20 protein-coding genes are annotated in these 22,800 nt (G+C 33.3%); 10 read left to right on the top strand and 10 right to left on the bottom strand.

Annotated elements, in window-relative coordinates; translation table 11 throughout:
* Positions 1 to 177 precede the first annotated feature (177 nt).
* The 5 genes from ilvD to acs all read left to right on the top strand — a co-directional run bounded on the left by ilvD (position 178) and on the right by acs (position 8,226).
* The gene (ilvD, locus tag SD960_RS01425; protein ID WP_318800455.1) at positions 178 to 1,851 is read left to right on the top strand and encodes a dihydroxy-acid dehydratase; all 1,674 of its coding nucleotides are present in this window, start codon (positions 178 to 180) and stop codon (positions 1,849 to 1,851) included.
* Between the two features lie 154 nt (positions 1,852 to 2,005).
* Positions 2,006 to 3,694: a biosynthetic-type acetolactate synthase large subunit gene (gene ilvB, locus SD960_RS01430; RefSeq protein WP_318800456.1), complete on the top strand. Its 1,689-nt coding sequence runs from the start codon at positions 2,006 to 2,008 to the stop codon at positions 3,692 to 3,694.
* A 95-nt stretch (positions 3,695 to 3,789) separates the two neighbouring features.
* Entirely contained in the window at positions 3,790 to 4,311 is a 522-nt protein-coding gene (gene ilvN / locus SD960_RS01435) for an acetolactate synthase small subunit (protein WP_042567004.1), read from the top strand.
* A 40-nt stretch (positions 4,312 to 4,351) separates the two neighbouring features.
* On the top strand, positions 4,352 to 5,821 hold the full coding sequence (ilvC, locus tag SD960_RS01440; protein ID WP_318800457.1) for a ketol-acid reductoisomerase: 1,470 nt from the start codon (positions 4,352 to 4,354) through the stop codon (positions 5,819 to 5,821).
* A 494-nt stretch (positions 5,822 to 6,315) separates the two neighbouring features.
* On the top strand, positions 6,316 to 8,226 hold the full coding sequence (gene acs / locus SD960_RS01445; RefSeq protein ID WP_318800458.1) for an acetate--CoA ligase: 1,911 nt from the start codon (positions 6,316 to 6,318) through the stop codon (positions 8,224 to 8,226).
* 303 nt (positions 8,227 to 8,529) lie between these two features.
* Here acs and SD960_RS01450 read toward each other — a convergent pair whose 3' ends face one another.
* From SD960_RS01450 to SD960_RS01465, 4 genes are all read right to left on the bottom strand, one after another.
* Positions 8,530 to 9,126 (bottom strand): 3'-5' exonuclease, encoded by a 597-nt coding sequence (locus SD960_RS01450; RefSeq protein WP_318800459.1) that lies wholly within the window; start codon positions 9,124 to 9,126, stop codon positions 8,530 to 8,532.
* Between the two features lie 2 nt (positions 9,127 to 9,128).
* Positions 9,129 to 11,045: a DUF294 nucleotidyltransferase-like domain-containing protein gene (locus tag SD960_RS01455; RefSeq protein WP_318800460.1), complete on the bottom strand. Its 1,917-nt coding sequence runs from the start codon at positions 11,043 to 11,045 to the stop codon at positions 9,129 to 9,131.
* Positions 11,046 to 11,368: 323 nt separating this feature from the next.
* Entirely contained in the window at positions 11,369 to 11,749 is a 381-nt protein-coding gene (locus SD960_RS01460; protein ID WP_318800461.1) for a hypothetical protein, read from the bottom strand.
* Between the two features lie 96 nt (positions 11,750 to 11,845).
* Complete coding sequence (locus SD960_RS01465; RefSeq protein ID WP_318800462.1) at positions 11,846 to 12,262, bottom strand: hypothetical protein; 417 nt, start codon at positions 12,260 to 12,262, stop codon at positions 11,846 to 11,848.
* A 153-nt stretch (positions 12,263 to 12,415) separates the two neighbouring features.
* Between SD960_RS01465 and SD960_RS01470 the strand changes: the two genes are divergently transcribed.
* Entirely contained in the window at positions 12,416 to 13,645 is a 1,230-nt protein-coding gene (locus SD960_RS01470) for a multidrug effflux MFS transporter (protein ID WP_318800463.1), read from the top strand.
* 179 nt (positions 13,646 to 13,824) lie between these two features.
* Here SD960_RS01470 and SD960_RS01475 read toward each other — a convergent pair whose 3' ends face one another.
* The 5 genes from SD960_RS01475 to SD960_RS01495 all read right to left on the bottom strand — a co-directional run bounded on the left by SD960_RS01475 (position 13,825) and on the right by SD960_RS01495 (position 19,573).
* Positions 13,825 to 15,084 carry an NAD(P)/FAD-dependent oxidoreductase gene (locus SD960_RS01475; RefSeq protein ID WP_318800464.1) on the bottom strand — a complete coding sequence of 420 codons (1,260 nt, stop codon included), beginning with the start codon at positions 15,082 to 15,084 and terminating at the stop codon, positions 13,825 to 13,827.
* A gap of 125 nt (positions 15,085 to 15,209) precedes the next feature.
* Entirely contained in the window at positions 15,210 to 15,737 is a 528-nt protein-coding gene (locus SD960_RS01480) for a GNAT family N-acetyltransferase (protein WP_318800465.1), read from the bottom strand.
* Between the two features lie 80 nt (positions 15,738 to 15,817).
* Entirely contained in the window at positions 15,818 to 17,152 is a 1,335-nt protein-coding gene (locus SD960_RS01485; RefSeq protein ID WP_318800466.1) for a DEAD/DEAH box helicase, read from the bottom strand.
* A gap of 240 nt (positions 17,153 to 17,392) precedes the next feature.
* Complete coding sequence (locus SD960_RS01490) at positions 17,393 to 18,931, bottom strand: DEAD/DEAH box helicase (protein ID WP_318800467.1); 1,539 nt, start codon at positions 18,929 to 18,931, stop codon at positions 17,393 to 17,395.
* 108 nt (positions 18,932 to 19,039) lie between these two features.
* Entirely contained in the window at positions 19,040 to 19,573 is a 534-nt protein-coding gene (locus SD960_RS01495) for a DUF6155 family protein (RefSeq protein ID WP_318800468.1), read from the bottom strand.
* Between the two features lie 103 nt (positions 19,574 to 19,676).
* Here SD960_RS01495 and SD960_RS01500 point away from each other — a divergent pair, with 103 nt between their 5' ends.
* Positions 19,677 to 19,964 carry a DUF3817 domain-containing protein gene (locus SD960_RS01500; RefSeq protein ID WP_318800469.1) on the top strand — a complete coding sequence of 96 codons (288 nt, stop codon included), beginning with the start codon at positions 19,677 to 19,679 and terminating at the stop codon, positions 19,962 to 19,964.
* Positions 19,957 to 21,213 (top strand): mechanosensitive ion channel family protein, encoded by a 1,257-nt coding sequence (locus SD960_RS01505; RefSeq protein ID WP_318800470.1) that lies wholly within the window; start codon positions 19,957 to 19,959, stop codon positions 21,211 to 21,213. The genes SD960_RS01500 and SD960_RS01505 overlap by 8 nt, the downstream gene beginning before the upstream one ends.
* A 131-nt stretch (positions 21,214 to 21,344) precedes the next feature.
* Here the strand turns inward: SD960_RS01505 and SD960_RS01510 are convergent, their stop codons facing one another.
* Entirely contained in the window at positions 21,345 to 21,773 is a 429-nt protein-coding gene (locus tag SD960_RS01510; protein WP_318800471.1) for a hypothetical protein, read from the bottom strand.
* Positions 21,774 to 21,908: 135 nt separating this feature from the next.
* On the opposite strand from SD960_RS01510, the gene SD960_RS01515 reads away from it, so the two are divergent.
* Entirely contained in the window at positions 21,909 to 22,316 is a 408-nt protein-coding gene (locus SD960_RS01515; protein WP_318800472.1) for a glyoxalase, read from the top strand.
* Positions 22,317 to 22,327: 11 nt separating this feature from the next.
* Positions 22,328 to 22,780 (top strand): hypothetical protein, encoded by a 453-nt coding sequence (locus tag SD960_RS01520; RefSeq protein WP_318800473.1) that lies wholly within the window; start codon positions 22,328 to 22,330, stop codon positions 22,778 to 22,780.
* The last annotated feature ends 20 nt before the right edge of the window (positions 22,781 to 22,800 follow it).

Consider the following 22,800-nt stretch of genomic DNA (forward strand, 5'->3'; position numbering starts at 1 on the left):
TAACACTAAAAAAATAAAGATGCAAATCTCAATTATTATTACTTCTGTCATTGTTGTCAATGTGTTTAGCACATCTGCATCAGGAATGGTATAAATATAATTGAAAAACTATATTAGAAACCTTCCAAATACTGGAAGGTTTTTTTTTGAATAAAAATTAAAAAAAATAATACAATAATGGAATTAAATAAGTACAGCAAAACCATCACTCAAGATCAAACACAACCTGCAGCGCAAGCTATGTTGTACGGGATTGGTTTAACTGAAGAAGATTTGAAAAAAGCACAAGTTGGTATTGTAAGCATGGGCTACGATGGAAATACTTGTAACATGCACCTGAATGATTTGGCAAAAGACGTCAAAAAAGGTGTTTGGGATGCAGATCTGGTCGGACTTATTTTTAATACCATTGGTGTAAGTGACGGAATTTCAAACGGTACCGAAGGAATGCGTTATTCATTGGTTTCTCGTGATGTTATTGCAGATTCTATTGAAACTGTTGTGGGAGCACAATGGTACGATGGTGTAATTGCAATTCCGGGTTGTGATAAAAATATGCCTGGAGCCTTAATCGCAATGGGAAGATTAAACCGTCCGGCGATGATGGTTTACGGAGGATCAATTCACTCTGGAAAATGGAAAGGTGAATCCTTAAATATTGTATCGGCTTTTGAAGCTTTAGGAAAAAGAGTTAAAAACGAAATTACTCCGGAAGATTTTAAAGGAGTTATTCAAAACGCATGTCCGGGTGCTGGTGCTTGCGGCGGAATGTACACGGCAAATACTATGTCTTCTGCTATTGAAGCATTAGGAATGAGCTTACCTTACAGTTCTTCAAACCCTGCTTTGAGTCAGGAAAAAAGAGATGAATGTCTTGCAGCGGGAGAAGCCATCAAAATTTTATTAGAAAAAGATATTAAGCCAAGAGATATCATGACTCGCAAAGCTTTTGAAAATGCTATTACAATTGTAGCAGTTTTAGGAGGTTCTACAAATGCGGTTATGCACTTAATTGCAATGGCTCACGCTGTAGATATCAAAATTACTCTGGATGATTTTCAGGCAATTAACGACAGAACACCAGTTTTGGCTGATATGAAGCCAAGTGGAAAATATATGATGGAAGATATTCATGAGGTTGGAGGAATTCCTTCTGTAATGAAATATTTATTGAAAGTAGGATTGATTCATGGAGATTGTTTAACCGTAACCGGAAAAACAGTTGCTGAAAATTTAGCTTCAACTCCGGATTTACAAGACGGACAAGAAGTAATTCATGAAATTCAAAAAGCATTAAAACCAACAGGAAATATTCAGGTTTTATATGGAAATCTTGCTTCTGAAGGTGCTGTAGCAAAAATCAGCGGAAAAGAAGGAGAATACTTTGAAGGTCCTGCTGTAGTTTTTGAAGGAGAATTTGAAGTAATTCCCGGATTACAAGCCGGAAAAATAAAACCAGGCAATGTAGTCGTCATCAGGTATTGTGGACCAAAAGGTGGTCCGGGGATGCCTGAGATGCTAAAACCAACATCGGCAATTATTGGTGCCGGATTAGGAAGCAGCTGTGCTCTTATTACAGACGGCAGGTTCTCTGGAGGTTCACATGGCTTTGTCGTAGGACACGTTACACCAGAGGCTTTTGATGGTGGTGGTATTGCACTTGTAAAAGATGGTGATTTGATCGCGATCGATGCAGTAAAAAATACAATCGACCTGAAAATATCTGACGAAGAATTTGCAGCGAGAAAAGCGGCTTGGGTACAACCGCCGTTAAAAGTTACAAAAGGAGTTTTACTTAAATACGCAAGATCGGTTTCAAGCGCTTCTACAGGTTGCGTTACCGATAATTAATTTTACAATAACAATATCAAAAATCAATGACAATGACAAAAATCAAATAGCAAAAAAATAAAAAATCAATTGAAAATTTATAATTAAAATTGATTTTAGACATTGCCATTGAACTTTGATTTTTGAAATTGACATTGATAAAACAAAATATACTATGAAAATATCAGGGGCAGAAGCCGTTATAAGATGTTTATTAGAAGAAGGAGTAGACTTGGTTTATGGATATCCGGGAGGAGCTATCATGCCGGTTTACGACGAATTATATAAATTTCAGGATCAATTACACCATGTATTAGTTCGTCACGAACAAGGTGCAACACACGCAGCTCAGGGATTTGCCAGAGCTACAGGAAAGGTAGGAGTGGCAATTGCAACTTCTGGTCCGGGAGCTACAAATTTAGTAACCGGAATTGCAGATGCACAAATCGATTCTACACCAATGGTTTGTATTACAGGTCAGGTGGGAAAACATTTATTAGGTTCTGATGCTTTTCAGGAAACAGATATTATCGGAATTTCGACTCCGGTAACCAAATGGAATTACCAGATTACTGAAGCTTCTGAGATTCCTGAAATTATTGCAAAAGCGTTTTACATTGCTCGTTCCGGACGCCCGGGACCAGTTTTGATTGACATAACTAAAAATGCTCAGTTTGATGAGTTTGAATTTAGTTACGAAAAATGTACTTCGATCAGAAGTTATATTCCGGTTCCGAAATTAAAATTAGATAAAGTTGCCGAAGCTGCAGCCTTAATCAATAGTGCAAAAAAACCTTTTATTGTTTTTGGTCAGGGAATTATTCTCGGTCAGGCCGAAGAACAATTAAAAGCTTTTATTGAAAAATCAGGAATTCCGGCTGGATGGACAATTTTAGGACTTTCGGCTTTGCCAACAGATCATCCTTTAAACGTAGGGATGTTGGGAATGCACGGAAATTACGGTCCAAATTTATTAACCAACGAATGTGATGTTTTAATTGCTTTGGGAATGCGTTTTGACGACCGTGTAACCGGAAATTTAAAAACCTATGCCAAACAGGCAAAAGTAATTCACTTTGAAATTGATCCTGCAGAAGTTGATAAAAACGTAAAAACAGAAGTTGCTGTTTTAGGAGATGTCAAAGAAGCTTTAAATGCATTATTGCCTTTAATTGATGCAAAATCTCATGATTTATGGCATAATGAATTTAAGGAATTACATAAAATTGAAGTTGAAACGGTTATAAACGAAGAGTTAAATCCAACAAATGGTAAAGGAATCTCAATGGGAGAAACTCTTGAAATGATCAACAGACACTCAAAAGGCGATGCCATTATTGTTTCAGATGTTGGTCAGCACCAAATGTTTGCGTGTCGTTATGCCAAATTTAATTCAACCAAAAGTAATATTACTTCCGGCGGTTTAGGTACAATGGGATTCGCACTTCCGGCTGCAATTGGAGCCAAAATGGGAAGACCGGATCGCGAAGTTGTAGCCATTATTGGTGATGGAGGATTCCAGATGACAATTCAGGAATTGGGAACTATCTTTCAAACAAAAGTTCCGGTAAAAATTGTGGTTCTAAACAATGAGTTTTTAGGAATGGTACGTCAATGGCAGGAATTGTTTTTTGACAACAGATATGCTTCAACAAAAATGATCAATCCAAATTTTGTTGCAATTGCTGAAGGTTATCATATTAAATCTAAGAAAGTTGCAAAAAGAGAAGATCTTGATGCAGCAGTCGCAGAAATGCTGGCTTCAAAAGATTCTTATTTCTTAGAAGTCATGGTAGAAAAAGAAAACAACGTTTTCCCAATGATTCCAACAGGAGCTTGCGTTTCAGAAATTAGATTAAGCTAGAGAAAGAAGTTTCAAGTTTCAGGTTTATTTTGTTTCAAGTTGTAGAAACTTGAAACGTGAAACCTGAAACAAAATAAACTTTAAACAAAAATTACATGGAAGATAAAACATTTACCATATCGGTATATTCAGAAAATAACGTGGGTTTGTTGAACAGAATATCAGGAATATTCTTAAAGCGTCACATTAATATATTAAGTCTAAACGTTTCAGAATCAGAAATAGAGAATGTTTCAAGATTTATCATTGTAGTCAATACAACAGAAAAATGGGTTCAGAATATTGTTGGACAAATTGAAAAACAAATTGAGGTTATAAAAGCATTTTATCATACAGATGAAGAAACTATTTATCTTGAAAATGCCTTATTTAAAATTGCTTCAAGTTTATTGTTTGATGAAAAACAGATTCAAAATATAATTAAAGATAGTCAGTCGACAATTGTAACGGTTTCGCGAGATTTCTTCGTGATTTCAAAATCCGGAAGACGTTCTGAAATTGAAGAATTATACGAAAAATTCAAACCTTACGGCATTATGCAATTTGTGCGTTCAGGAAGAATATCTGTTTCGAAAGAAAAAATGGAAATTTCAACATTATTAGAAGCCCTAAAATAGTATCAATTATAAATTACACTTATTAAATATTTAAAAGAAAATGGCAAATTATTTCAACACACTACCACTTAGATTACAATTAGAACAATTAGGCGTTTGCGAATTTATGGAGCAATCAGAATTTGCAGACGGAATTGCAGCATTAGCCGGAAAAAAAGTTGTTATTGTAGGTTGTGGTGCACAAGGTTTGAACCAGGGATTGAACATGAGAGATTCTGGTTTGGATATTTCATATGCATTACGTGCAGATGCAATTGCTGAAAAAAGAGCATCTTATAAAAATGCAACTGAAAACGGATTTAAAGTTGGTACTTATGAAGAATTAATTCCAACTGCTGATTTAGTTTGTAACTTAACTCCTGATAAACAACATACTGCAGTAGTTACTGCAATTATGCCATTAATGAAACAAGGTTCGACTTTAGCTTATTCTCACGGATTTAATATTGTTGAAGAAGGAATGCAGATTCGTAAAGATATTACAGTAATTATGTGTGCTCCTAAATGTCCTGGTTCTGAAGTTCGTGAAGAATACAAAAGAGGATTTGGTGTACCAACTTTAATTGCAGTTCACCCGGAGAATGATCCAAATGGTGCTGGTCTAGATCAGGCAAAAGCGTATGCTGTTGCAACTGGAGGACATAAAGCGGGAGTTTTAAAATCATCTTTCGTAGCAGAAGTAAAATCAGATTTAATGGGTGAGCAAACTATCCTTTGCGGATTGTTGCAAACTGGATCTATTTTATGTTTTGATAAAATGGTAGAAAAAGGAATCGAGCCTGGATACGCTTCAAAATTAATTCAATACGGATGGGAAACTATCACAGAAGCTTTAAAACATGGTGGTATTACAAATATGATGGACCGTCTTTCTAATCCTGCAAAAATCGAAGCTTACGAAATTGCAGAAGAATTAAAAGACATTATGCGTCCGTTATTTCAAAAACACCAAGATGATATTATTTCTGGAGAATTCTCAAGAACTATGATGATCGACTGGGCTAATGACGATGCTAACTTATTGAAATGGAGAGCTGCAACAGGAGAAACTAACTTCGAGAAAACACCTCCAACTGATGCGTCAATTGCAGAGCAGGAATATTTTGATAATGGAGTTTTAATGATTGCAATGGTAAAAGCTGGTGTTGAATTAGCTTTTGAAACAATGACAGAAGCTGGAATCATCGAAGAATCAGCTTATTATGAGTCATTACACGAATTGCCTTTGATTGCTAATACAATTGCAAGAAAGAAATTATTTGAAATGAATCGTGTAATTTCGGATACAGCTGAGTACGGATGTTATTTGTTTGATCACGCTTGTAAACCGTTATTGGCTGAATACATGAAAAATGTTGAAACAAACATAATTGGAAAACCATTTTCGACTTCAAACGGAGTAGATAATGCGGTTTTAATTGCTGTAAACAAAGAAATCCGCCAACACCCTATCGAAGAAGTAGGAGCATGGTTGAGAGAATCGATGACTGCAATGAAAAAAATTGGATAATAAATTGGGAATTACCACACAGTCGAATGTGATGGGATTTGCACTGTATCATTATTTTATGTAATATTTTGAATTAGTAAGCACTTATTAAGAAAATTAGATATAGATGCATATTGCATTCACTTAACTTCGGTGAGAAAGTTAAGTGAGGCTAATCCCTAAATGAAGGGGCATGTTTTAAACTAAATATGCTTGTTGAAATTTCTGTTTTAATTAATAAAGCTGCTGCTATTTTCAAAATAAAGCATGGCATTGTAATACAGAATTACAAAATTAATTGTTATTGAAATTGTTAAAATCAAAAGGCATGATATTTATTTATCGTGCCTTTTTTGTAGAACGCATTTTTAGTTCAAAACACATATTTTTATATTAAACACATAAAAAAGCGCTATTTTTTTTAATATGTGTTTTTAATTGATAAAATTTATGAATTAAATAATTTTAAGAATACGTCGAGATTTAATACATTTATAAAAAAATTCCAAAAACATATGAGTTATTATAAAATTGAAAATTTAGAACAATATTTTAAACATTACAATAAGTCAATAAGGGAACCAAGGAAGTTTTGGGGGAAAATAGCTGAGGAAAATTTTACCTGGTACCAACAATGGGATAAAGTAGTAGATTTTAATATGGCCGAAGCCGAAGTAAAATGGTTTACTGAAGCTAAAGTTAACATTACCAAAAACTGTATCGACAGACATTTAAGCAAAAGAGGAGAAAAAACGGCAATTATATTTGAACCAAATGATCCCTCAGAAACTGCTTTACATATAACGTATAACGAATTATACGAAAGAGTATCAAGAATGGCGAATGTTTTGCGTGAGCAAGGTGTTCGAAAAGGAGATCGTGTTTGTATTTATTTACCAATGATTCCTGAATTGGCAGTTGCTGTATTGGCTTGTGCCAGAATTGGAGCCATTCACTCTGTTATTTTTGCGGGTTTTTCAGCGTCTGCTGTTACTGCAAGAATTAACGATTGCGAATGTAAAATGGTAATTACTTCTGATGGTGGATACAGAGGAAACAAAACAATTGATCTTAAAGGAATTGTTGATGAAGCTTTAGATACTTGTCCTACAGTTGAAAAAGTTTTGGTTGTAAAAAGAACCCAGACTGAAGTTAAAATGAAAGACGGTCGTGACGTTTGGTTGCAGCCATTATTAGACGCTGCTATAGACAATAGCGTTGCGGAAATTATGGATGCCGAAGATCCTTTGTTTATTTTATATACTTCAGGATCAACAGGAAAACCAAAAGGAATGGTTCATACTACGGCTGGTTATATGGTTTACACGGCTTATACCTTTAAAAACGTATTTAGCCACGAAGAAAATGATATTTTCTGGTGTACTGCAGATATTGGATGGATTACAGGTCACTCATACATTTTATACGGACCTCTATTAAACGGAGGAACAACCGTAATTTTTGAAGGAGTGCCATCTTATCCTGATTTCAGTCGTTTTTGGGATATTATCGAAAAACATAAAATCACACAATTCTATACAGCGCCAACAGCAATCCGTTCATTAGCAAAAGAAAGTTTAGATTATATTCAAAAATATCCTCTAAAATCGCTTAAAGTTATTGGATCTGTTGGAGAACCAATCAACGAAGAAGCATGGCACTGGTTTAACGACCACGTTGGAGATAAAAGATGTCCGGTGGTTGATACCTGGTGGCAAACCGAAACCGGTGGAATCATGATTTCGCCAATTGCTTTTGTAACACCAACAAAACCAACGTACGCCACTTTACCATTACCAGGAATTCAGCCTGTTTTGATGGATGAAAAGCGCAACGAAATTGAAGGAAATCAAGTTGTTGGTAGTTTATGTATTAAATTTCCTTGGCCGGGAATCGCCAGAACAATCTGGGGAGATCACCAACGTTATAAAGACACTTATTTCTCTTCTTTCCCTGGAAAATATTTTACAGGAGACGGAGCATTAAGAGACGAAGTTGGATATTACAGAATTACAGGTCGTGTAGATGATGTCGTAATTGTTTCAGGTCATAATTTAGGAACAGCGCCTATCGAAGATGCAATCAACGAGCATCCTGCAGTTGCAGAATCTGCAATTGTTGGTTTCCCTCACGATATAAAAGGAAATGCATTGTATGGTTATGTAATTTTGAAAGAAACAGGAGAAGTTAGAAATAAAGAAAACTTGTCTAGAGAAATCAACCAATATATTTCAGACCATATTGGGCCAATTGCTAAACTAGATAAAATTCAGTTTGTTTCTGGTTTACCAAAAACACGTTCAGGAAAAATTATGCGTAGAATTTTACGTAAAATTGCAGAAGGGGATTTTTCTAATTTCGGAGATACTTCAACTTTATTGAATCCTGAAATTGTAGAAGAAATTACAAAAGAAAGAATTGCTTAATTCTCATTGAAATAAAACAAAAATGCCTCTTAAAATTTAAGAGGCATTTTTTTTATTATATAATGTTTGCCGTGTGTCATTTCCAGGAACAAGAAATCACACTAGAATTTCCACAAAGAAAATCGCCAATCTTTGTTGAGTTACGAGTGTGATTTCTCGTTCCTCGAAATGACAAGCTAAATCAGCAATGCTTTACGTGGCTTCGACTTCGCTCAGCCTGACAATGGCAGCATTCCTTTTTATCCTTGTCAAAGATTTTCAAACTTAAATCCCTTACATGAACTTATATGGTTCAAAAAAAAACTATTTAATTCCCAACCTCGATTTTAATTTCAAAAACAAAAGCGCAATTCGATAAGCATCTTCAGAAGAAGAATTTCTATCGCTTTTTGGGATTTTGAAAATTTCTCCTAAATCGTCAAGTGAAAATTGTTTGTCGTTAATGTCCGTTAATTTGCGATACATCATATCAACATCCAGCGCTTCATTTTTCAATCTTCCACAATCGAGACGTTCAAGAGCGCTATTAAGCATTTCTATATCAAAATTAATATGATGTCCTACCAAAACTGCATTCCCTACAAAATTAATAAAAGCTTCCAAAGCCGCCGGCTCTTCCATTTTTATCATTTTGCTTTCGATAATAAACTCATTAGAAAGCCCATTATCATGCAGGAATTTGTATTGTAATAAAACAGATTCAAAACTATCTTTAATTACAATACTGTCATCAATAATAGAAAAGGCACCCAAAGATAGAATTACATCCTTATTCGGGTTTAAGCCAGAAGTTTCAGTAGATAAAACTACAAATCTGTTAGGCTTTGTTTCGAATTTGGTTAAGTAATCCTTCCAAAAATCAGGATATTCTTTGTTTATATTTTTAATCCAGTCTAACATATTTATGAAAATTGCGTAAGTTGAAACTTGCTCTTGATTAATTCTTCAAGATCTTTCATTGGCGTTAGAGCATTTTTTAATTTCTCTCTATCTGTTTTTGACATTTCTTTTATATTGATATATTGCCCGGAATCGTCATTTTTTAATCCCTCAACAGTTCTGAATTTTGATAATATTAGAAAAGCCTCTGCACAGCTTAAATATATTTCTGCATTTTTAGAATCCGTTATTGCTAATTGTTTGAATCTTAGATAAGTATTCTGAATTCCTTTTATGTTAGAATTTAAAATAAGTAAACGAGCTCCATCAATCAAAGGCATTAAAGCACGGGTTTTAATATCAAATTTACCTTTTTGCGGACCTTCTTCTTCAACAATAAATTTTTTGAAAAAGCTCAGAGGAGAATTTCTTTTTAAAGCATCATTTCCTAGAAAATCAAAGAATAAAGTATTGTTAACTGCATTTTTGAAAATTACCCCTTCAATGGCTTCTTCAATTTTTGGTTCGCCAAAAACGATCTCATAATCAAAGAAAATACTGCTCAAATCATTACTATTTTCACCTGGAGTATTCATCCAACTGTTGTATTGTTTTGTCCAGTCAGTCAATGACTTACACCATAACATGTTACTTCCCATATGCCCGTTAGGGCAAAGTTCGTAACCCACTTTTTCAAGTATTGCAGTTGTTCTTTTAGCCAGTCTTAAAAAATAATCTTTTACGTCTCTGTATTTCTCCGGTGTAACATCTTCAAAAACTAAAATACTATCCTGATCGGTAAGTAAAAGCTGTTCTTTACGTCCTTGACTACCAATGCTTAACCATGCAAATCGAGCAGGAGGAGAGCCTAAATCTAAAATAGACAATTCTACCGCACGCTTAATTATTGCCAGATTAATTTCGCTGGCAATATTACTGACATGTGAAAGTGGAATATTTTTTTGAATCGAATTCTGAATCAAATCAGATAAACGATCACGAATTTGTTTCAAATCTTTTGGAAGCTGAGAACGTTTGATTTCTTTAATCAAAACTCCGGGATTACTGGCCTGAGCTACAATTAAATCATGTTCAGAAATAATTCCCTTAACAGCAGATTTACTCGTTCCGTCTTTGGTAACACATAAATGGGTAACGTTATGTTTTAACATAAGTAGCTGTGCCTCAGCAAGCGAAACGTTCTCTAAAACGGTAACAACCGGCGACGACATGATTTTGTCGATGGTTTCAGTAATAGGATAGCGGCCTGTAGCAATTTTCGAAGACAAATCAGCATCAGTAACAATACCAATTGGATTATTTTTTTCTGTAACTACAATATTATCTACCATAGATTCTGTCATTAAAATAGCTACATCTTTTACAATGCGGTTTGCTTCTGTTTTTAATGGCGAATTATTATAGGTAAGTGTCTGTAAATATTGCATTTCTGACTGTTGATCAACATAAAATGAAGTTTCAGAAATCATTTTTCCGTTAGAACTTGAACTGTCTTTTGTATGTCTCGAATTTACAGCAAAATTTTCCAGTAAGAAATTTAAAACATCAGAATTATTGGCTACAAAAGGTCTAAAAACCGCGATCGGAATAGCATAAATAATGCTTTCTTCACGTGCTTTTGCAGTCATCATGTAGTTATTTTTGGCAAAAAACGGACGTAATCCAAAAATATTTCCTTCGTGACATTTATTAATAATAGTTTCCTCGGCATCTGCAATTGTAGTCAGATTTACAACGCCCGAAGCCACAACATAAAAACTATCATGCAAAGGATCGTTATTTTCAAACAATACCGCGTGTTTCTCTAAATTGATAACACGAATATTGCTTGCAATATCAGCTAATTCCTGAAAAGTTAAGTTGTTAAATGGCGGGTATTCTTTTAAAAAATCTGCAATATGCTCAGCAATTGTATTCATATGTTTGATAATTTTTTTAAAGTATCGAATGTAAAAATAATAAAATAAACCCTTACAATGAAAGCATCACGATCAGAATATGGTTATTATTAAAAAATCATTAGATTTTCTTTTTTTAAAACGATTTAGACGTTTTTTTTTGACTTTAATCGATAAATTCTAAGTAGTTTTCTAAAAATGAAGTGTAAGATTATTTAGATAAATATTTATTTGAGTGTTGAAATGGAATTTATTGTAAAAGATTAATGCAGAGTGGTTTCTCAAAAAGTCTATTTTACATAATATAAATTATAGTTCAAAATACATATATCTGAAATATACCTTTACTCGTATAATTTCGTCAGAATTGTTTCTTCTGGTACTAAATCAGCTCCACCACGTTTGTTAAACTGTAAAACGCCATCATTTACAAAAAGAACCGCGCTCGCAGAACCATTCTTGCTTTTGATATTTATTTGTGCTTTTTCACCAAGCGCATATACATATCCGGTAATTTCCATAACGCCTGTAACAAATTTTTCATTGCTGCTTGTAATTTCCGCAGTTCCAAATATTTTCTTGTTAGATTCTGCCATATTTAATTTTAAAATATATTCTTTGCTACAGCTTTTGCAATTTTCGGTGCTCCAGATTCCAGTAAAAGAATTTGTTTGAGAATATGTTGAAAAAGAAAAAAATAACAGCAACAGAATAATTTTTTTCATTAGAATGAAAATTTTAAATAAATTTGATTTTCAAATATAAATTAAAAAAGCATCACTTTCGTGACACTTTTAAATTATAACATTTCGTTATCTGAATTAGATTTTGGTCTGATAAACAGATTTTCCGTCTAAGGAAACTTCAACCTGACCCGTTTTTTCTGTAAATGTTGTTCGTAAAGCGCTTCCTTTAAAAAGCGAAACATCTCCGTAAACTTTTCCAGTTTCGTCTGAAGTATATTCGAACAATAGTTTTTTATTATCCGGCTCAATTCCAATTTTATAGCTGGAAAATTTTGTTCCTTTTAAATCAAATGATTGTTGAGAATCAATAATTTTTCCATCGGCATAAAAATTTGTAATAGCTTTATTAAGTGTAATGTCGGGATAATATTTGTTTACTTTTTCAAGCAAAGAATACTGTGCCGGATTTGCATCTTCTAATTTAGATGTAATGGTTTGGGCGAAAGAAATTGATGTTGTAATAAATGCTAATAGTAAAATGTACTTTTTCATAATTTTTAATTTAAGATTATCGTCTTCAAAACACTTTTGAAAGCCGAATGTTCAGAAAAACCAGGTCCCTTTTTTGAGATATAAAAGGTTTCTCTATCTAACAAGGTAGGAAATATTTACCTTTGCCGAAAATTAAAAGCAATTTTTTAAGAAATGACAACAAAAAAATATATTCAACTTATTCTTATTTTAGGTTCTTTAACAGCTCTTGGTCCTTTTTCAATCGATATGTATTTACCCGGTTTTTCTGGTATTGCAAAGGATTTGCACACCACTGTAGCTAAAGTTTCGATGAGTTTATCCAGTTATTTTATCGGAATTTCTGCAGGACAATTGCTTTACGGACCTTTATTGGATCGTTTTGGACGCAAAAAACCTTTATTTATTGGTTTACTGGTTTATATTTTGGCTTCTTTAGGCTGTGTTTATGTCGCTAATATTGATGCTTTTATCTTTTTGCGTTTCATTCAGGCGATTGGTAGTTGCGCTGCCACGGTTGCTTCTGTTGCTATGGTTCGTGATTTATTTCCTGTAAAAGATATTCCCAAGGTATTTTCATTATTGATGCTTGTTCTTGGGCTTTCGCCGATGTTGGCGCCAACAATCGGTGGTTATGTTACCGAAGATTATGGCTGGCATACTGTCTTTTTTATTCTAATGTGTATGGGAATTGCTATTTTAATAGCGGCTCAAGTTGGTTTACCAAATAGTTTTAAACCGGATACTTCGATTTCATTAAAACCAAAACCCATTATAAATAACTTTTTAAAAGTATTAAAAGAACCGCAATTTTATACTTACGCATTTACAGGTTCTATCGCTTTTTCGGGCTTATTTACTTATGTAGCGGCCTCTCCTATAATTTTTATGGATATTTATCATGTAGATGCTAAAACATACGGATGGATTTTTGCTTTTATGTCAGTAAGTTTTATTGGTTCAAGTCAATTGAATTCTGTTTTATTAAAGAGATTTTCGAGTGAGCAAATGATTTTTGCAGCCTTAATTGCTCAATCTGTAATCAGTATTGTTTTCCTGATATTAGCAGTAAATAATCTTTTAGGATTATATCAGACGATCACAATGTTGTTTTTATTTTTAGGCTGTCTGGGAATTTCAAATCCAAATACTGCGGGGCTTACAATGGCTCCGTTTGCCAAAAATGCCGGAAGCGCTTCAGCCTTAATGGGTGCAATTCAATTAGGATTGGGAGCTTTAGCTTCTTTTGCTGTTGGGGTTTTTGTAAAAGATTCTGTTTGGCCAATGGTGATTATTATGACATCAACAACAGTAATTGCATTTATAGTTTTGAATATTGGAAAGCGTTTTATCAAGGAAAAGATAGAAATTTCTGGGGATGATGATGTTTTAGTTGCACATTAGATTATTAAATTCCAATCCTTAAACTTCCGGATAAATTCCAAAGCCAGCTGCATTGTAACGCAGTATTGTAAACTAAAGTTTATACACATTTTTATTTTGACGAAGGAGAAATCACACGCATAAAATAAAAGCCCGAATGATAGATTCGGGCTTTTTATTGGACTTTGGAATTTAAAATTTTACTGTCTCTTCTCTGGTCTAATAATCATTCTAAGAGATTGATCTCTTGCAAAATAAGCTACCATCCAATTCCAGAATGTGTTAATTCTGTTTCTGTAGGTGATCAAAGAAATTAAATGGATAAATAACCAAATAATCCAGGCAAAAAATCCATTGAAATGCCATTTGGGACTTGGTAAATCTACTACGGCTTTGTTTTTTCCAATAATTGCCATAGAACCTTTATCGTTGTAAACAAACGGTTTAAGCGGTTTATTTTTAACGATTGCTTTAAAGTTTTTGGCTAAATTTAAACCTTGCTGAATTGCAACCTGTGCGACTTGTGGATGTCCGTCAGGGAAATTTTTATCTCCGGCCAAAATTGCTGTATCACCAATCGCGTAAATATTTTCGAGTCCGTTTACTTTATTGTATTGATCTGTGGCCATACGGCGACCACGGCCATAGCTTTCTTTCGGAATTCCGTCAAAAATTTTAGCCGAAACTCCCGCAGCCCAAATTAAATTTTTGGTTTTGATGGTGTCTCCATTTTCAAAATGAACTGTATCATCTACATAATCAACAACTCTGGTATTTAGTTTTACTACAACACCTAGTTTTGTAAGTGCTTCGAGTGTATCTTTTTGAGAATCTTTACTCATTGGCGCCAACAAAGCATCTCCTCCATCAACTAAATAAACATTACTGGCTGAAGTCTCTAATTCAGGATATTCCTTGAGCAGGATATTTTTTCGCATTTCGGCAAACATTCCCGAAACCTCTACTCCTGTTGGTCCTCCTCCGGCAACCACAATTGTCAATAATTTACGACGCTTGCGAATATCTTTGGTAATAGCTGCTTTTTCAAGATTTTTAAGCAATGCATTTCGCATTTCGATGGCATCATTTAAGGTTTTCATCGGAATGGCGTTTTTCATCACATTTTCCATACCAAAATAACTTGTTTCAGCGCCTGTGGCAAAAACCAGATAATCGTATGTTAATTCGCCATTATTTAAAATTATTTTATTTTCGGCGGGAACTACAGAAAGTAGTTCTCCCAAACGAAATTGTAGATTTTTTTTACCGGCAAAAAACTTTCTGAAAGGATAACTAATGCTTGATGGTTCTAAAAAAGCAGTTGCAACCTGATATATTAAGGGTGGAAAAAAATTATAGTTATTTTTATCTACAAGCGTTACTTGTATTTCAGGCTGATTAACAAGTTCTTTTGCAAGATTTATCCCTGCAAAACCGCCTCCTATTATGACTATATTCATATGTATTTTTATTTAAGTAGGATTTATGAGTAAAACTGTTTCTGCTTGTAGCAGTTCTATAAATTTAACATTATAATTCCAGATACAAAAAACAATTTTGAGTTTTCTGTTAAAAAATTATGGAATTAATTACTCAATTTAAGTTTCATCATAAGGTCGGTTTGCTCGTCATCACCTAGTTTAAAAATGTGTTTGTCAAATTCTACAAAACCATTTTTTTGGTAAAAATTTATGGCTCTTCCGTTTTCCTCCCAAACGCCAAGCCACACGTATTCAGCATTTTTTTCTTTTGCAATTTCAATGGCTTTGTCGTAAAGTAGTTGCCCGACTTTTTTTCCGTGAAATTCTTTTGAAACATAGATTCTCTCAATTTCAAGCGCTTTGCTGTCTTTCAATTCTGTTTGAGAATCTCCAAAATTTACTTTTAAATAGCCAATTACTTCATTTTCAAGAATAGCGAAGTAAAATTCAGAATCTTCATTGGTAAGTTCGGCAGTTAGTTTTTCATATGAAAATCCTTCATCCAGATAGGCATCTAAGTTTTCTTTAGAATTATGTTCAGAAAATGTTTCCTCAAAAGTTTGTCGGCCAATCTTTTGTAAATCATCAATTTCGCTAATCGATATTTTTTTTATAATAATATTTGCTGCCATTTCAATCGTATTTTAGAGTTCAAATTGTCATTTGCTCATAAAAATACAACATAAATTGGCTAAATCAAGTTATCGAAATATTACTTTTTGAATTTTTTAACAGGTTTTTCTGCGACTTCAACTTTGTTCTGTAAAACGTAATTTGCCATTAGTTTTTCAATTAATTCATCCTTAGTAAGATGGTGAAAAACTGTTTTTACATTCGTTTTTAAATCTGCTGAAAGATCGTGATTTGGCTTGGTTTTGAAGATTTGTTTTGCCCATAAAAGCATATTATTTTCTTCTAAACTTACTGCTGAAGGTTTTTGGAATTTGGTAAATTTAATTCCTAATTCTTTTTCAAATTCCGGAATTTCAACTGTTTCTTCCTCTTGTAAAACGGTTAACGAAAGCCCCTTTGCTCCTGCCCTTGCGGTTCTTCCACTTCTGTGAACGTAGTTTTCATAAGTGTCAGGCAAGTGGTAATTTACCACGTAAGAGATTTCTTTTACATCTATTCCTCTCGCAGCCAAATCTGTAGCGACCAAAATATTAATATGTCCTTCACGAAATTGTTCCATAATTCTATCACGAATTCCTTGTGATAAACTACCGTGAAGTGCTCCGGATGAAAAACGATTTATAGCCAGATTTTTAGCTAATTTATTAACTGCAGCTTTGGTTTTACAGAAAATGATTCCGCGTTCGCCATCCTTCGAGTTTAAAAAATGCATTAAGACATCTAACTTTTCAATTGGGTCAACCACAATATATTCATGATCAATTCCTTGGTTACCAACAGTTTCCATATTGGCGCTAACCTGAACTACGTTTTTATTTAAGTAATTCTGAATCAATTGTTTGATTGTTCCCGGCAAAGTTGCTGAGAATAATAAAGTGCGGTGTTTTTTAGGAAGTTCAGCTACAATTTCGTCTAAACTTTCTTTTAAGATTGAAACCATTTCGTCGGCTTCATCCAAAACTAAATATTCTGTTTGTTTTAAATCAACCGCTTTACGCTGAATCAAATCGATTAAACGTCCTGGTGTTGCTACAACAATATGTGTAGGTTGCGAAAGACGTTCAATTTGTGGTTTTATGGGGATTCCGCCACAAGTTGCAGCGATAGAAATATTCGGAATATGTTTTCCGAAATCTTCTAAATTTCTAAAAATCTGTTGTCCCAATTCTCTGGTTGGTACCAAAATAACAGCCTGAACAACTGGTAATTCTGTATTAATTAATTGCAATAAAGGCAATCCGAAAGCGGCTGTTTTTCCTGTTCCGGTTTTGGCTAAACCTACAACATCGTGAATTTCATTTAAAAGCAGCGGAATTGTTTTTTGTTGAATTTCTGTTGGTTCAACAATGTTCAACTCGTTTAGAGCTTTTAAAATTGGTGCTGAAACTCCTAATGATGAGAATTGTTTAGACATTTTTTATTTTAGATTTTAGAGTTCTGATTTTAGATTTTCTGCCACAGATTACTCAGATTAAAATGATTTTTATTTTTTTGCTTCAAGTTTACTTAACCGCAAAGTTCGCAAAGGTTTATGCCAGGAACGCAAGTTACACTTTGCGCACTTTGCGAAAAACTTTGCGAACTTTGCGGTAAAATTATGTTTAAAGCTAACAACCTGAAACTTGAAACCTGAAACATTTTTTTAACCTTCTTATCAATCCGGTTCGTTCATGATTTTTTCACGGTATTTTTTACCGATTAATAAAGTCATGTTCTTTTTATAATCTTCAACCAGCCATTCGCGGTAGTTTTTACTGCACTGGCTCAGGCATTTTGCATAACGTTTAATACGGCATTCAATATCATCATCCAATTCTTTCCCTAAAGATTTTGCTTCTTGCAAAGTTTCGGTATTATCAACACACATTGCGGCATGTTGTTCTAATGACTTGTCTAATACGATTTTAGAACGTAAATTTTGTTTAATCGCCAATTTGTGTTCTTCATCAACATCAAAAGTAACTTCTGCTGTTTTACTGAATTTCGCGCGTAATTCTGGCGGCATGCTGTATTTAAAATACATTTCGATTTCTGTATCATCACGTAAATTCTCCAAATAAAATTCAGGTGATTTAAAGATATGCTGCCAGTTTACCGGTTCGCTCCACAAACCAAAACGTGCTGCATTATTTCCCAAATCGATAACCGTAAATTCGTCTTTACCAGGTAATTTACGAGATCCACGACCAATCATCTGGTAGTATAATGTCAACGATTTTGTTGCTCTGTTTAAGATAATAGTTTCAACAGTTGGCTCATCAAAACCAGTAGTCAAAATTCCAACCGAAGTTAAAATCGCATCCGGAGTTTTCTTAAACCAGGCCAAAATATCTTTACGTTCTTCAGAGCTGCTTGTGTTATCCAGGTGTCTGATATCGTAACCTGCTTCTCTAAAAGTTTCATATACATATAATGACGTATGAATACCATTGTTGAAAATCAGTGTCTTTTTACCCAATGAACGCTCTGTATAAGCATGCAGTAATTTTTCCTGCATGATTGTGTTGGTATATAAATCATCTGAAGATTTTACGGTATAATCTCCATTAATACCCACTTTTAATGATGTTAATCCAACATCATAGCTATAAGTGGTAGCTTTTGCCAAAAAGCCTTTGTCAATTAACGAGCTAATTGTGTCTCCCACAATAAGTTCATCATAACTCTGGTGCATTGGTAATTTTATATTCGAACTCAAAGGCGTTGCTGTTACTCCAAGAATAAAAGCATTTTTGAATGAGTTTAATAATTTTCTAAAGGAATTGTAATGCGCCTCATCAATAATAACCAAACCAATATTGTCAAGATGTAATTTCTCGTCATTGATACGGTTTTTTAAAGTTTCGACCATTGCCACAAAACAAGAATAATCGTTTTGATCAGGTAACTCTTTTACTTTACTATTGATGATTTTATTAGAAACACCAAAGCCTTTCAACATTTTTGAAGTTTGCTTACAAAGTTCTATACGGTGCGTTAAAACAACTACTTTTTTATCATTATTTGCTAAATAACGACGAACGATTTCAGAAAAAATTACAGTTTTTCCTCCACCTGTAGGTAGTTGATACAATAAATGATGTTGAGCTGGAGCATTGTCTAAACGTTCAAAAATGGCGTCGATATCGCCTTTTTGGTATGCATAAAGTTCTTTTTTCTCTTCTCTTTCTATTTCTAAAGTGTTTTGAGACATTGTTTATTTTTGGATTTTTGCAAAAATACATCTAAAAAACAGTTATCCATCCTATTTTAATTTAAAATAAATGATTTTTTTTAATAAGATTTTTTATGAGAAGTGTTTTTATAAGTCAATTTTATCTAAAATTATCTCAAAATCGTTTTTATTTTTCCATTTTTGTTGAATAGTTTGCTGTTGGATCGCAATTATTCTTGTGTTAAATTCATTCAAAATTCCATTCGAAATAACAAAATTTAACGCTTGCTCAAAAGAATTAAACATACTTTTGTAAAACAATTCCTGCTTAATAAAATTGTTAGATGAGAAAGTTTGTGCTATTTCGATATTATACAACATCAAATCGGCAATAATAAACGAATCAACACCTAAAGAAATGAAATGTTTGATGATTTTTTGAGCAACAGATCGCCTCATTTTTGCTTTTGGACGCCATTTTGCATTTGGCTTTTTTACCGGGAAATATTCATGCGAAATTTTGACTTTGCTTTCCTGCAATAATTTGTCTTCTTTTGGATTAAAAGCAAAATCATAATACACTTTTACCGGACTAAATTTCTCGTACAATTCGATAATTTGTTCCTCAAGTTGTTCCTTATTTAAATCGGCTAAATATTTTTTTAAATCGCGCTTGCTCATTATCAAAGTTTAAGGATACAAAGTTAAATTACTTTTACCATTCATACTCTAATAATCAACCATAATACTTAATTTTGACGCATTAAATTTAAAAACCAAATATATGCTCAAGATTTTTAAGGTTACCGCAATTTTAGAAGGGATTTCCTATTTAGTTTTATTTGCCAATATGCTTATCATAAAAACAAATAATCCTGAACTTTATCATACATTATTACGTCCTTTAGGAATGACTCACGGCGTATTATTTATCGGATATATATTGTTGGCTTTTTTACTGAAAAAACCTCAAAACTGGGATTTAAAAACTTTCGGAATTATACTAATTGCTTCGCTTATTCCGTTTGGAACTTTCTATATCGAGAAAAAATATTTAGAAAATAATGCATAAACTTTTGGATAAAATATTTAACTTTTTATATCCGCTTTTTCGGGATTGGGGAATGAGCCGCAACTTTGCGTCCTACACCAGTCTTGTGTTTAATATTGCCATTATGGTGGCTTTGGCTTATGCCATTTATTATATTGCCAAATTTGTTCTGGTGACGCTTACGGCGGTTTTTGCGCAGCGTACCAAAACCAAATTTGATGATTATTTGGTTCATAATAAAACCACAAAATATACTGCTTATTTAATTCCGTTTTTCTTTATTTATAAAGCTGTTCCTGTTATTTTAGATAAATACGAATATTGGGAAGGACTTTTTGGAAAAATAGTTGGCGTTTATATTGTTTTGCTGACTTTATGGATCGTCAGAACGATTTTTAATTCCTTACGGGATTATCTAAAACAAAAACCGGAATACAGCGATAAACCTATCGACAGTTTTGTGCAGGTTATCATGATCGTGCTCTGGATTTTTGGTGTTGCCATGATTATTTCGACTTTATTCGGAATTAAAAAAGGCGAATTGCTTACTATTTTAGGGACACTTTCGGCAATTATCATCTTGATTTTCAGGGATACTATTTTAGGATTTGTTTCCAGTGTTCAGGTTGCTATAAACGATATGGTTCGCATTGGCGACTGGATTACAATGGATAAATTTGGTGCCGATGGTGATGTAATCGAAATTAATTTAACGACTGTAAAAGTTCGAAATTTTGATAATACCATTACCACAATTCCCACTTATGCACTGAGTTCCGATTCGTTTCAGAACTGGCGAGGCATGCAAAAATCTGACGGAAGACGCATTAAAAGGCATGTTTTGATAAAAAGCAGCAGCATTCGTTTTCTTCATAATGAAGATTTGAATCAGATGAAAAAAGTACAGCTCATTTCGTCTTATATAGAAACCAGACAAGCCGAAATTGAGAAATACAATGCTTTGCACGGTGTTGATAAAAGCCTTGCACTAAACGGTAGAAACATGACTAATTTAGGTTTGTTCCGAAAATATATCATTCAGTATCTCGTAACGCATCCGGGTTTGAATAAAGACATGCATATTATGTGCCGTCAGTTACAATCGAGCGCACATGGAGTTCCGTTAGAGATTTATGCTTTTTCGAGCGATAAACGCTGGGCAAATTACGAATACATTATGGCCGATATTTTTGATCATGTAATGGCTTCGGTTATTTATTTTGATCTGGAAATTTTCGAATTACCATCGCAGATTGGGCCTTTAGATTAAATAAAAGTTCAGGTTTCAGATTGCTTTACTTTTAAACTAAAGTCTATACGTATTAGTAAACCCGACAGGTCTTTAAAACGTGTCGGGTTTGTCATTTATAGAACCTGAACCTGAAACGTGAAACAAAAAAATTACTCTTTTTTCACTTCTTCAAAAACAAATTTTGGCTCGTTAAAACTCAGCGTTCCCTGAATAAAGCAAGGAAGATTCATGAAAGTGCCAATTACGCCATTTCCAAGTACTAATTTGTTTTCTTTTTTAAGCAAAGCCAATGGAACTCTTTTCCAGCTTCCTCCGTTAGAAATATAATGAAAATCGCCGGTTAAAGTATTTCCTTTTATATCGCCTCTCACATCGCCGGAATCTTTTCCTGTTTTGTAATATGATATTTCATAACGTCCGTAAAAACGTTTATCGCTTATACTAATGTCTAAAGTTGCTGTATCACTGCCACTTACGGCCCGATAAAAAGCATGATTGTATTTGTCTTTTTTCTCTTTAGAATTACAGGAAATTAGAAAAACAAAGAGCAAAGAAACAATTAAAAATTTTTGAAACATTTTGAGTTTTTTTATTCGGTTAAAATCCTATAACAAATTAAAGTTAAGCTTAAATAAACTTACGCGTTTTATATTGCAAAAAAATAATTATAATGAGTTTCGTGTTTTATTTTTTTCTAAATTTAAAGAAAAAACATGGCAGAGAGAGACACTTTTTTAAAAGAATTCAGAGGCGAAACTTTAGGAACTGTAAGTGCTCAATCTTCGGCAGATGAGTTGTTTCAGAATCAAACGATTAGGCCTATTTTAAAACTCCAAAATGATTTATTTATTGCAGTTTTCATCAATTATGTAAAGAAAAACAAAGCCGATTTTTATTCGTATTCAGTTGAAAAGAAAATTCAGACGATTGAAAACTCCATTCAAAAAGATATTAAATTCCGTAATTCTTTAAAAGGAATTGTTATGGCACTTTTTACTATTGAAGAATACGATACTTATATTCAAAATTCATCGAGTTTAAACAAAAGAATGATGAATCTATTAATTGACCGATTGAAAAGTCAGGTGCAATTGTTTGAGTTGGAATCGAATTCGAATTAGATTTTCTTTAAATGATAATAGAAATCGTAGGAAAAAACCAAAGTTTAGTCGCTTATAACGAAGGTGAACTATTGTTTTACTCGACAATCGAATCTAATTGGTTTAGTAGAATCATAAAAATATACAATCCTTATGATGTTGTAGCTTTAGAATTAAAAGTTGATGCTTTTTCTTATGAAATTTTACATCAAAACAAATTTATGACCAAGCTTATATCCAGGATAAATAACGAATATATGATTTTTGATAATGACAAGCGTTTAGATATTAAATCGACCTATTTCATTGCTCTAAATAATAATTGCAATTATTTTTTTGAAGGAATAAAAACAGCTCATTTAAAACAAAAGATTATGAGTTTTTCAACTAAATTTTTATTAACTATAAATGATGAAAATTTAGAATTTCTGGATCAGATAATTTTTCATGTATTATCAATAAAAACTGGATTTTTAATCGATTAAAATTCCTCAAAAAAATAATT

Source organism: Flavobacterium sp. MMLR14_040, assembly GCF_033657265.1.
Lineage (GTDB): Bacteria > Bacteroidota > Bacteroidia > Flavobacteriales > Flavobacteriaceae > Flavobacterium.